The organism is Capilliphycus salinus ALCB114379, assembly GCF_047276495.1.
Lineage (GTDB): Bacteria > Cyanobacteriota > Cyanobacteriia > Cyanobacteriales > Microcoleaceae > Capilliphycus > Capilliphycus salinus.
Map to the genome: position 1 here is coordinate 3,921,088 of NZ_CP178543.1, position 13,681 is coordinate 3,934,768.

Consider the following 13,681-nt stretch of genomic DNA (forward strand, 5'->3'; position numbering starts at 1 on the left):
ACCTACATCTACGATCAATTTAACACGACCGATAACTGATGCCACAATTAGTTAGCCAACTCGGTGAGAGGGGTTATACGCTTTGGACTATACTCTATTTAAGCTAAGGATTGACTCAAACTCTTGTTGCTGCACCCACCCCTCGCAAATCTATACCTGAGCGTCCATGTTTAAAATTTTGGTGATTGATGATGACACGGTCATTCGGGAACTGTTAAGGAGAACTCTCAAAAGGCAGGGTTATGATGTTTCGGTCGCCAGTAATGGTGAGGAAGGCATCGAAAAGGCTCAACTCTTACGTCCCGCTTTGATTATTTGTGATTGGATTATGCCCCGCTTGAGCGGTATTGAGGTCTGTCGTCAGGTGAAAGCCAATCCTGAACTCTCGACCACTCAATTCTTTCTGCTGACCTCTCTCGGGTCTATTTCTGACCGGGTTAACGGTCTCGATGCCGGCGCCGATGATTTCATTTCTAAACCCATTGAAATGAACGAGTTGTACGCCAGAGTCAGGGCGGGGTTGCGCTTGCATCAACTTAGTCAAGATTTGCAAACTCAAAAGCAACTTTTAGAAGCGGAGTTGGCAGAAGCGGCCGAATATGTCCAATCTTTGCTTCCCGAACCCACTTTAACCCCGTTAAAGATTGAAGCCAAGTTTATTCCTTCCCGTCAACTTGGCGGAGATTGTTTTGACTATTGTTGGTTAGATTCCGAATATTTATCGATTTATTTAATGGATACGGCCGGACATGGTTTGAGGGCAACTTTGCCTTCGATTTCGGTTTTAAATTTATTGCGATCGCGTACACTTCCCAATATTGATTATTACCAACCGAGCGATGTTTTAAAAGGGCTTAATAGTACCTTTCAAATGTCCTATCAAAATGACAAATATTTTACCATTTGGTATGGGGTTTATAACCGAGTTACCCGTCAACTGACCTACGCCAGCGCCGGTCATCCTCCGGCGATTTTGGTTTCCGGTCGAGAGCAAAATAATCTCCAAGTTCAACGCTTAAAAACCCCAGGAATGCCCGTGGGAATGTTTCTAGAAGCTGAATATATTGATGAAAGTTGCGAAATTAAAAATTCGAGCGATTTATTTATCTTTAGCGATGGAGTTTATGAAATTCATCTGCCCGATGGTTCCCTGTGGGGGCTAGATGCTTTTATCCGTCTTCTCACGGACTCCAATCGAGATCCTCGGGCTTCCTCTCACCTCGATGCTATTTTTAATTCTATTAAAACCTTAAATTCCGGCAATCCTTTTGAGGATGACTTTTCTTTACTAAAAATTCACTTTGACTAAATCCATATCCCTCAATTCTCCGCAACGTCTCCCGCTTTTCGGGTAGATATTCAAGCTGAAAATCGAAAAATCAGATCGGGGAAGAACTCCCAAAAACGCCTAACTTTTTAGCTGCGCGAACGCTCACCCAGATCAATGACAACAGCCAGAGTCTTCCCCTTCAGATTTGCCTCAAAAGTTAGCTACTTTGAGCAGCATACTTGCTTTCAAAATCTTCTCGATCCTTAAAAATCTCGAATACCTTATCCATACTGGTTAGCTCAAACAAAATTTTAATTTGCTCATTAATGGAGCAAACCATCAACTTACCACCAGCCGCTCGAACTGTTTTCAGAGCCAAAACTAAAGCACCCAAACCTGAACTGTCCATAAAAGTGACACCTTCAAAATCTATCAGGATGATTTTGGCGCCTTGATCAACAAGATTGCTAATCTCTTGACGGAATTGACTTGCTTTCGTTCCGTCTAAAATGTTTTGGGGTTGAAGCACTCGAATATCAGAACTCATAATTTATTAACAGTGAAGCCTCAAAATTGACTCGCCAGTTTCCGCTAGTATAGCCTTGAGATGAACTCATCGCCAAATTCTCAACTGGGCAACCCCTGGTTATCGGTTAAAAATTTGCCCTCAAAGGGTTTTTTCCGGGAAAATGAACTACTGCCGATCTTCAGATCGCCCAATCACTTGAGCGCGATGGAGGAGTTGGCCTCGATATCGATAGCCCGTATAGCGCACCACAACAGTTTCCCCGGTTTTAGCGGTTCCTTCTAGAAGCTGGTGCATCTGCGGATTGTAAGGAACTTCCGAACCCACAGGTGCGATCGCTTCTACTCCCCATTGTTGCACAAGCCGTTCAATTGGACGCAACAAAGGCAACAATTTAATCGCCGGCAGTTTGGGACTCTGTTGCACTTTATCGACCGCTCTCGGCCATTGCAGCAACCAAGCCTCCAAAATCTCCAGACTGGAACGCTCAAACTCCTCTAAGAGCGACTCTCGCTGCTGTTTCATCTCGGTTTGCAAGCGTTCATACTCCTGTTGCAGTTCTTCCACAGAAGGCCCCGCAACCGGAGAACTCACCGACTCGGGAGCAAAGGTCGCCAACAATTCGACCAAAGAAATATTCAGCCCTTGACTGATCTTGATCAATATCTCGACTCGCATTTGTCGGGCCAGTCCCCGCCGCAGCCGAATAATTTGCCACTGAGAAACATCCGCTTTCAGACTCAAGTCCTGCACGGTAGAAAGCCCCGCCTGTTGCAATAGGCGGTGCAACTCGGGGCTATAGTCCAATGAAGATCGGTTCATTCACGCCATAGATGCTATTTCACCTGAGCAGCCGTTTTTGTTGTACTGCTGCTACCATTGGTAGCACTCCCGTCGCTTCCTTGCAAGTGGGCTTCGAGGAACCACAGGCGCATATCGACGGTGCGGGAAATTTCGGTGTATAAATCTGCCGTATCTGCATCTCCCAACTCATCGGTTTTACCAATGGCTTCGCGAACGTGTTTGGCGTAGATCGCAAACCGATCGGCCAAAGCGATCACGTGATCTTTTCCATCGACGATATCAAAGGGATATTCTGGCAAAATTGAATCGCTGGCCGCTACCCGGGCGGTTCCCATCGCAAACCCTCCCAGGGCGGTCACTCGTTCGGCCACCATATCAACATAGCCTTCGAGTTCACCGGCGATTTCATCGAATAGGTTGTGCAGGGAATAAAAGTGGATTCCCTTAACGTTCCAGTGGGCTTGTTTGGTTTGAGTTTTTAGGTCTAATGTGGTTGCTAATGTCGCATTGAGAATAGCGGCCACTTCTTGACGGGTTTCTTCGGAAAAATCAATCCGAGAAGGATACAGGCGGGTTTTCAGGTTGTTGTTACTCATCGATGTGTTCTCCTTTAAGGTTGATTGAATTGCCGATTCAGCAGACTTATAAATTTTTAGAATCTCTGACCGGATTTTACTCCTTTATGAACTGCCGTTAATCTATCTCAGGCTAGATGCTTTTGTAGAACAGAACGGGGTGCTTTGCGGACTTTACAGCGAATGGTTTCATAACCCAAGTTTGTACAGGCTTCAAACCGATGACAGCCCGAAAATCCATAATATTGGCCGTCTACTTCTAAAACTTCTATGGGTTCTTGTAAACCAATTTCTTGAATGGATTCCATTAACGCCTTGACTTTGGCCTGATCCGTTGCCCGAGGCAGGGGACGCCGTATCTGTTTCAGGGGAATCTCCTGAACTTGCATGGAAATAATTTCTCCTTGATTGACCTTCTTCTTAAATCATACTCATAACGAGTTCGTTTTAGCAACTCTCGTTAAGAAATTCTGATATCATTTCCCCAGGCCCAGGAGCCGGAGGACGGATGAGGGACCACGCCAAAAACCCGGTTGGTTTGAGAAGACCCATCCGACCACTTCGGCGATCGCTTTTAGAAACGGGGTTTTTCAGAGTTTACTATTACGCCAAAAACTAGGTTGGTTTGAGAAGACACATCCGACCACTTCGGCGAACGCTTTTAGAAACGGGGTTTTTCAGAGTTTACTATTACGCCAAAAACCCGGTTGGTTTGAGAAGACACATCCGACCACTTCGGCGAACGCTTTTAGAAACGGGGTTTTTCAGACTTTACTATTACGCCAAAAACCCGGTTGGTTTGAGAAGACACATCCGACCACTTCGGCGATCGCTTTTAGAAACGGGGTTTTTCAGAGTTTACTATTACGCCAAAAACCCGGTTGGTTTGAGAAGACACATCCGACCACTTCGGCGATCGCTTTTAGAAACGGGGTTTTTCAGACTTTACTATTACGCCAAAAACCCGGTTGGTTTGAGAAGACACATCCGACCGCTTCGGCGATCGCTTTTAGAAACGGGGTTTTTCAGACTTTACTATTACGCCAAAAACCCGGTTTCTTTTAGAAGACCCATCCGACCACTTCGGCGATCGCTTTTAGAAACGGGGTTTTTCAGACTTTACTATTACGCCAAAAACCCGGTTGGTTTGAGAAGACACATCCGACCACTTCGGCGATCGCTTTTAGAAACGGGGTTTTTCAGACTTTACTATTACGCCAAAAACCCGGTTGGTTTGAGAAGACACATCCGACCGCTTCGGCGATCGCTTTTAGAAACGGGGTTTTTCAGACTTTACTATTACGCCAAAAACCCGGTTGGTTTGACAAGACCCATCCGACCGCTTCGGCGATCGCTTTTAGAAACGGGGTTTTTCAGACTTTACTATTACGCCAAAAACCCGGTTGGTTTGAGAAGACACATCCGACCGCTTCGGCGATCGCTTTTAGAAACGGGGTTTTTCAGACTTTACTATTACGCCAAAAACCCGGTTGGTTTGAGAAGACACATCCGACCGCTTCGGCGATCGCTTTTAGAAACGGGGTTTTTCAGACTTTACTATTACGCCAAAAACCCGGTTTCTTTGAGAAGACCCATCCGACCACTTCGGCGAACGCTCTTAGAAACCGGGTTTTTTACCCTCTTCCCAAACCTTGATCTAAAATCCTCAACCTTTTAAGTCGATGGCAAGCGATACTATCCGAAAGAAAAGTTGTAGTCTATTGTCGGGTACCCAATGACTCGCAGAAGACAGAAATATATAAATCACCTCTATTCCTGATCTGTTGCAGTCGGGGAACTATAGGGTGAGATATCTGATTTTCCGGATAGCTGTTGAGTCGAGTGTAGTATCCCTTGTTCTCTGACAGGGGGAACTCACGCAAAATTGAGTCAGAGATTTACCCGTATTACGGACAACCAATAAACAATCACCAGACATTTGAGTCTATGACAACGGATAAAAAAGCACAAAGAATTGCAGTATTTGACAGTGGTGTGGGAGGGTTAACCGTTTTAAGAGAGATATACCGACAACTCCCCAACGAATCGATCCTGTACTTTGGGGATACGGCCAGATTACCCTATGGAACGCGATCGCCAAGTGAGATTTTACAGTTTGTCCGTGAAATTATTCTCTGGGCGATCGATCAGGATGTGAAAATGATCGTGATGGCCTGTAATACCAGTTCCGCCCTAGCACTCGAAACGGTACAATCGGAATTTAACGTGCCGATTCTTGGGGTGATTTTGCCAGGGGCGAAGGCGGCAGTCCGTAAGGGTCGGCGGATAGGGGTGATTGCTACACCGGCTACAGTTACCAGTAATGCCTACCGTCAGGCGATTCAGGAAATGGATGCAACGGTTCAAGTCTGGCAGGTGAGTTGTCCCGAGTTTGTCCCTCTCATTGAACAAAATCGCATTCACGATCCTTATACTTATCAGGTGGCGCAGGAGTATTTGGCTCCTTTGATCGATCAGCGCATTGATACTTTAATTTACGGGTGTACTCATTATCCTCATTTGGCGCCGGTTGTGCGATCGATTCTTCCTCACAGTGTTCGTTTGGTTGATCCGGCTGTCTATCTGGTTAAGGCCATTACTCAAGAGTTGGAACTTTTGGGACTGCGAAACCCCCATCTTCCCAAACCGACTCGCTTTTGTGTGAGTGGTTGTCCCGAACAATTTGCCAGTTTATCGGTGCAGTGGTTGGGTTATACTCCCCTCGTTGAACCTACGGTTTTACCCACGATTGAAACTTCTGAAATTTCCCCTCTGTCTGTGAGAGAGGGATTAGGGGGTTAACGGTTTTTAGTCAATGGGTCTAGCTGTTAGGCCCATTTCAGAGCCAATTTCAGTTTTAACCTTTTTCTGTTCGCGATCGCCTGTTTGATTGCCAGAAACAGAAATTAAAAGTCCTAAAATAGAATAATCCCACCCCCATCTGGGAATGGGACAATCTCCCACCTAAGTGAAATGCGACAACATTTTCAAATCTTATTTTCACAAATTTTCCTTGACACAGCATTTAAACTGTGGTAAACTATCAAAGCTTTCCTGGAAATTTGAACCTGTTGCCCTTAGTTTATTCTTTGCTAAGATCGAAAGCGAGAGATTTTAGCGGTACGCTTGGCAAGCATCAATAACAAATAAACGGTTAAAACGTAACCGGCGGCCAAAACGGGAATTATTAGTGGAGTATCTTGGTACATCATAGTTGGTATAGCCAAACAAATAATAGGGAGGAGCATACAGAGGAGTTTAATACCAGCTACATCGGGCTAGCATACAGAGCCTTGGTCTAACTTTGATCACTCTACTTCAAACTCACTTCTGGGAACTTCAGAACCCAGAAAACGTTGTCAGGACTTTACTCGAATTACAGACTGAACAACTGAAAAATTAGATTGTACTTTGCAACCTAAAGTTCAGCATCCGTCTACCTACATATGGGGCTAGCCTGTTCGCTTTGGTGAGCTTTGAACATTTTGTCAATTTTCAGCAGAGATCCATTTGCCGACGGATCAACCCTGCAACGACAGGCAGCTAATACTTCAGTCGTTAGACCAATAGCCCTGAATGTGTAGAATTGTTTAAACTCTTACTCTATAAAATAACATAAAACGCACCATTGTGAGAGCCTGAAAGCGGATTTCCTTAATAATTTGATAGAATTCTCGCCGATCGGGGATTCGCGATCGCCAATCCCTTGACCGCCAACCCTTGGCCCACCGTTGGGTCTTGCTCCCGGTTGAGTTTTTGTGAGTGTTAAACCGGTCGGATTTGTCCCGGTGAAGAATTTTCGGCTTGGTTGTCTTTTGGGTCTGGTTGGCAGTTTAACCGGTGCAAAGGGGGTGGTATTTTGAGGTTAAACCGAGTTTGACTTCCCTATCAAGGAGGGTGCCGCTTAAAATAAAACTATAATATGTAAAATTTTGTTAAACCCATTGCCAAAGTCGGCGAATCCATGACCTCTAGCACTCTTTTATTTTCTCCGGTTGAAGCAGACCTACAACTGTTGACAGACAACCTCAAACAGTTAGTCGGCGCTCGTCACCCTATTCTATTTGCAGCAGCAGAGCATCTTTTCAGTGTTCAAGGGAAACGGGTGCGCCCGGCGATAGTTCTGCTGATTTCGCGCACAACGATGCCCAACCAGGAGATTACTCCCAAGCATCGGCGGTTAGCAGAAATTACCGAAATGATTCATACAGCCAGTCTGGTCCACGACGATGTGGTGGACGAGTCGGAACTCCGACGGGGAGCGCCCACCGTCCACAGTTTATTCAACAACCGCATCGCAGTCTTGGCGGGAGACTTTCTGTTTGCCCAATCTTCTTGGTATTTAGCCAACCTGGATAATTTGGAAGTGGTCAAACTGCTGTCAAAAGTGATTATGGATCTGGCTGAAGGCGAAATTCAGCAAGGACTCAACCGCTTTGACACCGGAATGTCCATTAACGCTTATCTCGAAAAAAGTTATTACAAAACCGCTTCTTTAGTGGCCAATAGTTCTAAAGCCGCAGGTTTATTGAGTGGCGTTTCGAGCGAATTAGCCGAAGATTTGTACAGTTACGGACGTCATCTCGGTTTGGCTTTTCAAATTGTCGATGATATTTTAGATTTCACCGGTTCAACCGAATCTTTGGGAAAACCGGCCGCCTCCGATCTTCAAAGTGGGAACTTAACCGCTCCGACTTTGTTTGCTCTCGAAGAAAAACCTTACTTAGAAACGTTAATTGAACGGGAATTTGCTCAAGAAGGAGATTTAGAACAAGCGCTCGCTATCATTAAAGAAAGTTCGGGAATTGAGCGTTCAAGAGAACTGGCAAGCCATCATGCTAAACTGGCGGTCGAACATATTTCTAAATTTCCCGATTGTGATTCTCGCCAAGCTCTGATTGAATTAACCGATTATGTATTGAGTCGATTGTATTAGGAATTAGCGATTAAAGAAGGCAGGATTTTATGACAGAAGAACAATTTCTCGGTCAATTTAGACCAATAGAAATTGAAGAATTGTCATCTAAAATCTAGAGAGAGAATGATCGAACTTCAGTTTTAGGTGTCAGTCGTTAGCTTTTTAAGACTATTGCTCGATTAATTGGGATAAATCGACTCAAAGCAATAAATTTCTAACAACTGACACCTCATCTGTAGGGGAATTAAGCAAAATTTGGAGGAATATTGCGGGATTGAACCGCCCGATAGCGCTCCAAATAAACACGAATTAAATCTTGAACCTCACTGCGCTTAACTTCAGTTCCTTGATCTAAATTCCCCGGAACTTCAAAAAAGATAATACTGTCAAGCGGTTGAATCGCCACCATTTGAAATAAAATATGGGTGACGGCGATCGCAGTCGCCACCACATCGGGAGGTCGAGAAATCGGAGAACGATTAGAAGCATCTTCTAAAGTCGGATAAGCATAAATTACCCGCTTTTGTAAATTCGGCTGATCGAGATGACCTAAAGTCGTCAAAACCCAACTTTTATCAGTCCCCTGCAAAATATAGTAATGATCGCGCTGCAATTGTTCGGCGAGAACTTTCAACGCCGGGGCGATCGCCTGTATTACCCCTGGAGTCGTACCATCTTGAGGGGCATTATCAATTAAAATTTGAATTTGTTGATCTAAATCCATCATTTCAGCTAAAAAATTAGAGATCGGGGGTCAAAAAAGCGGTTTTCAACTCATAACTCATCGTAACAAGTGACCCGAACAATATTATTTTCTATCCCGCTCAACTGGTAAGAGTCTCCGGAAATCAATTGGTTTTGCTCGAAAGCTGGTGTTAGGGTCACTGTTATTTAAGTATTCAAAATATGGGGGAAATCTGCCAGAGCGAGACTATATATCAACGGCTGTTTAACGAACTGAAGCAGTCCACCCGTGCCTCTGAGCAGAATTGCCGGGATGTTGCCCAACGTTTAACCTCTGAAGCCATACGCATTTGCACCGAAAGCAGACGCATTCAGGCTTCTGGCGAGGTCGAAACCTGGGCGATGACACTAGCTCAACATCGCCTTCAGCAATGTCTGCACTATTACAGGTTGGGGTCAAGACAGGCCCCAGTGGAACTGCACAGCACCTTAAGTGCGATTGTCTACCGCTATATTACACCTCCCCAAGTCCAATCGAGTTATCAAGCGCGACTGGAATTAATTCGGGATTTCTTGCAAAGCTTCTATGTTGAAACCTTAAGTGCTTTTCGCAAAGAGGCCCAATTACCTGCAACCTATCGTCCTCAAACGATATTAGAATTAGCGGAATATCTAGCATTTACAGAACGCTACGGGAAAAGACGGATTCCATTATCTCGGGGTCGTAGTCAACAACTGGTGATTTTACGCGCCCAGACCTTTTCTCAGCAGCAGCCGAAAGAAACTTTTGTCGATTTGGATCAAGCCGCAGAAGGATCATCTCAAGACTCGGATCAAACTTGGAATGACTCAGCAATGCAACAGGTGCGAAATGCGATGGCCTCCGAATCGACCGAACCGGAGTTAGACTCTCTACGCCAAACGGTGGTTGAAGAGTTAATGACTTACCTCGAAGAACACAATCAACAAGATTGTGCCGATTATTTTGCCTTGCGCTTGCAAGATTTACCAACTCGGGACATCGAAGAAATCTTGGGGTTAACCCCCCGTCAGCGGGACTACTTACAGCAACGATTCAAATATCATTTGCTGCGGTTCGCCTTCGGACATCGGTGGGAACTGGTCCACCAGTGGTTAGAAGCTGATTTAGAAAAAGATTTGGGATTAACCCCCCAACAATGGCAACTTTTTCAAGAGCAACTCAGCCCTGAGCAGTTACATCTGCTAAGGTTAAAACAAGAGGGTTTATCGGAGCAAGAAATTGCCCAAACCCTTAACTGCAAGGTCACTCAAGTCCAAAAACGGTGGTTTAAAGTATTAGAGTTGTCTTGGGAGATCAGAAATAGTTCAGTATCCGGAGCAGGGGCATCTAGCGATGAATAACGAAACATACCGAGATGATCGATCATTCGAGTGCCACTTTTTTGACTGGCTGATGGAAAAGTCAGTCAAAAATCCTTCCTCTTTTGAGAATGAATCAGAAACGGTAGCGAATGTTAACGATCAATCCAGGGTGGAGCCAGAAGAATGGGAAGAACTTGACCCATTAGACTCTGAAGAGATTTATGACTCCGACTACCCAAGTCAACCTTTTACATTGGGAGAGATACCAACCGTGAAAAGCAGGTTTGAAACGGTTTTGAAAAATCGGTTAAAAGCCGAAATGGAACGCAACCCCCCCCTATTCCCTTGGGAAACAAAAGCATCTGATTTCGCTAGTTATCCAGACGTAATCGAGGAACAGCGAGTTCCCTGGATCGCTCACAAGCAAAATCTGCGCTGGTCTGTTCCCATTCCCGATCCCGTTTTTGCTCAATTGCTGAGTCCCTGTCAAGAAGCGATTCAGTCTTCTTTGCGCGAAGGGGCCAAATTAGTTCAAGTGGTCGAGACTTTGTTTCCCGGTCAGGGCGAACCCCTCAACGAGTTGACCCATCGGGTGATGCTCGGTTGGGCCAGAAACCCCGGCGATGTGGCGCTTCCCGAATATGAAACCGCTACTCCCACTCAGCAGATGTTGATGACGCTTTTAGCGGCGCGAGAAATTATTCAGGCTTTGACTTTAACCTGCCATCTCAATCAACCTGCAATTAAGCAACAATGGCTCACCAGTGCGGGTGTACTGACCCTTGAGGCCGAATATATTCAACAAGACGGTCAAAGTCCTTCTTTGAAAGTAACGGGTCATTTACCCGATGGCGGACATCTATGGCTGACCGGTTCGGAGGGAGAAGTTACAGCCCAACGCAGCGATCGCGGATATGTCCGACTGGAGTTAGTCGATCCGCAATGCGATCGCACCTACCGACTCAATGTTATCCTACACAACCAAGATCAGCATCCCCTCAGTTTTGCGATTTGTCCGCAGTCCCTCCAATAAAATCTCCTCAATTGTGCCTTGTGACAGGACGCTCCCGGGTGTCTGATCGGTCGATCGCAGGTGTTGATGTAGCTTGGTGATGGCAGATGGGGTAAAGTGTTCATAGCACTTACAGATCATCCCTCCACCGACTCAGCCATGACCGACCGCAGTTCGACCTTGACTCAACTCTGGCATCGGATCGAAGCAACGCCGAAGCCCGAACCCGAAGATTCGATTACTCTGCGAATCTTAGTCCAATTGCTCGTGATTGTCGGAATTATCGCGACAGATGTGGCGATCGAAGAACCTCTCAATCTCTGGGCAATTCCCGTGAGTCTGGTCGGAGCGACTTGGAGTTATTTTCGCCGCCGCCATCGTAATGTGCCTGTGAAATTTTGCATTGCCATCGCAATGCTCGTCGCACTGGCTGCATTTTTTGGGCGACTGGTGGGAGAACTCAATGATACTCGTTTGGTGCTGGCTCAATTACTGATTCATCTGCAAATTCTGCACAGTTTTGATTTACCCCGTCGCAAAGATTTGGGATACTCGATGGTGATCGGGTTAATCTTATTGGGTGTGGCGGCTACCCTCAGCCAAACGCTTACTTTTGGGCCTGTTCTTCTTGTCTTTTTAGCGATCGCATTACCGACTTTAATTTTTGATTATCGCTCTCGTTTGGGCTTTGCCAAACTCAATTTAAAAACCACCGATCAATCTAAACCCTCTAAACTTTTCTCTGCATTAAATCCAAAATTTTTAGGCGTTAGTTTTATTCTCGTTGTTGTCCTCGGACTGCTCATTTTTGCTTTATTACCCCGTTTTCCCAGTTATCAACTTCGCTCTTTTCCGGTGAGTTCTCCCATCGATTTACCTCAGGGTCAATTTGATGGGACTCAAGTTTTTAACCCCGGTTATGCTTCGGAAGATAACCCCAATAATGACTCGGAAAATGGCGGTACGGGCGGCAGTCCTCGCCGGGGTGCGGGTCAACTGGATACGACTTTTTATTATGGTTTTGATACCCAAATCAACCAAAATTTACGGGGTCAATTAATCCCGAAAGTGGTGATGCGTGTGCGATCGCAGGCCCGAGGGTTTTGGCGGGTTGTTGCTTTTGATGAATATACGGGTCAGGGGTGGGAAATTTCCCGAAATGATGAAGATCAAATGTATGTGGTGAACCGTCCGCCTTGGTCTTATCAATTTCTGCTTTATCCTCAAATTACCCCCAATGAAACCCGAGAAATTGTTCAAACTTATACGATTATTTCCCAACTTCCCAACTTAATTCCTTCTATGCCTTGGGCAAAAGAAGTGTATTTTCCGACGCAAGAATTAGTGATTGATGAGGAGCGAAATTTGCGATCGCCTTTGGATTTACGCGAGGGAATGACCTATAGTGTTGTCTCTCAAGTTCCGTTTCGTGATCGCTCTTTGTTGCAACAAGCTTCGACGGAATATCCCAAAAAAATTACAGAACATTATCTGGATGTTCCCGAAGAAATTAGAGAAAAAGTTCGTCAAAAAACTGAAGAAATCCTCCAAAATATTAATCAAGTGGCTCAAAATAAAAAGCCCCTTGATAATCCCTATGAAAAGGCTCTCTATCTCGCCCAATACCTGAAACAAAATCCGGTTTATCGTTTGCAAGATTTGCCGCCTTTTTTAGAAGATAATGAAGATTTAGTCGAAGCCTTTTTATTTGGGTATAAAAACAGTCCAGACGGCGAAACAATAACGGGAGGATATCCCGATCATTTTGCCACTGTATTAACGATTATGCTGCGTTCTATCGGCATTCCAGCCCGATTAGTTGCGGGATTTGATTCGGGAGAATTTAACCCGTTTACGGGCTTATATGTCGTTAAAAATACCGACGCTCATGCGATGACTGAGGTTTATTTTCCTCAATATGGTTGGTTTGCTTTTAATCCGATTCCGGGTATGGAATTAATTCCCCCTTCCATTGAAGAAAACCAAACGTTTAGTGCATTGCGTTCATTTTGGGAATGGGTGGCGGGTTGGCTACCGTCTCCGGTAACGGGTCTTTTACAAACAATTTTCGGAACGTTATTTATTTGGGTAGCCCGAATTATTCGCTGGTTTTTAAGGTTATTTACTCAAGGATGGGTGGGTTTATTTAGCGGGATATTAATTGCACTTCTGGTTGGTTTTGTGGGATGGTTGGGGTTTGATCGTTGGCAGGTTTGGCGTTATCATCGGTGGTTATCTAAACTGCCTCCTGAAGAACGTTGTTATCAACAAATGCTAAAACTTTTAGATTCTCAAGGATATAAAAAATCTCCGTCGCAAACGCCTTTAGAATATGCTTATTCTATGCAACAATATCATTCGCTAGATGAAGCCGAAGTGATAGAGGAAGTTTCTCAAACTTATATGCGGTGGCGTTATGGAGGAAAACCCGCAAATTTAAGCCAAATGAAAGCTTTAATTCAAAACTTGAAAAAAGCTCACATCAAACGTTTGAACCGACAAAGTTTTAAACTGTTAAAACGATAAAAACAGGGTAGATGAGGAGTGA

The 13,681-nt window shown here is 45.0% G+C and carries 12 protein-coding genes; 7 read left to right on the plus strand and 5 right to left on the minus strand.

The window, feature by feature from the left end:
• Positions 1 to 166 precede the first annotated feature (166 nt).
• Positions 167 to 1,309: a PP2C family protein-serine/threonine phosphatase gene (locus tag ACL6C3_RS16310; protein ID WP_413159987.1), complete on the plus strand. Its 1,143-nt coding sequence runs from the start codon at positions 167 to 169 to the stop codon at positions 1,307 to 1,309.
• A gap of 178 nt (positions 1,310 to 1,487) precedes the next feature.
• Here the strand turns inward: ACL6C3_RS16310 and ACL6C3_RS16315 are convergent, their stop codons facing one another.
• From ACL6C3_RS16315 to ACL6C3_RS16330, 4 genes are all read right to left on the minus strand, one after another.
• The gene (locus tag ACL6C3_RS16315) at positions 1,488 to 1,817 is read right to left on the minus strand and encodes an STAS domain-containing protein (RefSeq protein WP_413159988.1); all 330 of its coding nucleotides are present in this window, start codon (positions 1,815 to 1,817) and stop codon (positions 1,488 to 1,490) included.
• A gap of 147 nt (positions 1,818 to 1,964) precedes the next feature.
• Positions 1,965 to 2,618 carry a helix-turn-helix domain-containing protein gene (locus ACL6C3_RS16320; protein WP_413159989.1) on the minus strand — a complete coding sequence of 218 codons (654 nt, stop codon included), beginning with the start codon at positions 2,616 to 2,618 and terminating at the stop codon, positions 1,965 to 1,967.
• 14 nt (positions 2,619 to 2,632) lie between these two features.
• Positions 2,633 to 3,196, minus strand: coding sequence for a DNA starvation/stationary phase protection protein Dps (gene dps / locus ACL6C3_RS16325; RefSeq protein WP_413159990.1), 564 nt, complete (start codon positions 3,194 to 3,196; stop codon positions 2,633 to 2,635).
• Between the two features lie 107 nt (positions 3,197 to 3,303).
• Positions 3,304 to 3,564, minus strand: a complete 261-nt coding sequence (locus ACL6C3_RS16330; RefSeq protein ID WP_413159991.1) for a ParB N-terminal domain-containing protein — start codon at positions 3,562 to 3,564, stop codon at positions 3,304 to 3,306.
• 236 nt (positions 3,565 to 3,800) lie between these two features.
• Between ACL6C3_RS16330 and ACL6C3_RS16335 the strand changes: the two genes are divergently transcribed.
• The 3 genes from ACL6C3_RS16335 (at position 3,801) to sds (ending at position 8,111) form a co-directional block, all read left to right on the plus strand.
• Positions 3,801 to 4,853 (plus strand): hypothetical protein, encoded by a 1,053-nt coding sequence (locus tag ACL6C3_RS16335; RefSeq protein WP_413159992.1) that lies wholly within the window; start codon positions 3,801 to 3,803, stop codon positions 4,851 to 4,853.
• A 269-nt stretch (positions 4,854 to 5,122) separates the two neighbouring features.
• Complete coding sequence (murI, locus tag ACL6C3_RS16340; protein WP_413159993.1) at positions 5,123 to 5,977, plus strand: glutamate racemase; 855 nt, start codon at positions 5,123 to 5,125, stop codon at positions 5,975 to 5,977.
• 1,162 nt (positions 5,978 to 7,139) lie between these two features.
• Complete coding sequence (gene sds, locus ACL6C3_RS16345) at positions 7,140 to 8,111, plus strand: solanesyl diphosphate synthase (RefSeq protein WP_413159994.1); 972 nt, start codon at positions 7,140 to 7,142, stop codon at positions 8,109 to 8,111.
• Between the two features lie 226 nt (positions 8,112 to 8,337).
• Here sds and ACL6C3_RS16350 read toward each other — a convergent pair whose 3' ends face one another.
• Positions 8,338 to 8,817: a hypothetical protein gene (locus ACL6C3_RS16350; protein WP_413168344.1), complete on the minus strand. Its 480-nt coding sequence runs from the start codon at positions 8,815 to 8,817 to the stop codon at positions 8,338 to 8,340.
• A gap of 182 nt (positions 8,818 to 8,999) precedes the next feature.
• On the opposite strand from ACL6C3_RS16350, the gene hetZ reads away from it, so the two are divergent.
• From hetZ to ACL6C3_RS16365, 3 genes are all read left to right on the plus strand, one after another.
• Positions 9,000 to 10,160, plus strand: coding sequence for a heterocyst differentiation protein HetZ (gene hetZ / locus ACL6C3_RS16355; RefSeq protein ID WP_413159995.1), 1,161 nt, complete (start codon positions 9,000 to 9,002; stop codon positions 10,158 to 10,160).
• Positions 10,153 to 11,154: a hypothetical protein gene (locus ACL6C3_RS16360; RefSeq protein WP_413159996.1), complete on the plus strand. Its 1,002-nt coding sequence runs from the start codon at positions 10,153 to 10,155 to the stop codon at positions 11,152 to 11,154. Before hetZ ends, ACL6C3_RS16360 begins: the two co-directional genes overlap by 8 nt.
• A gap of 138 nt (positions 11,155 to 11,292) precedes the next feature.
• Positions 11,293 to 13,659 carry a DUF3488 and transglutaminase-like domain-containing protein gene (locus ACL6C3_RS16365; protein WP_413168345.1) on the plus strand — a complete coding sequence of 789 codons (2,367 nt, stop codon included), beginning with the start codon at positions 11,293 to 11,295 and terminating at the stop codon, positions 13,657 to 13,659.
• Positions 13,660 to 13,681: the final 22 nt, after the last annotated feature.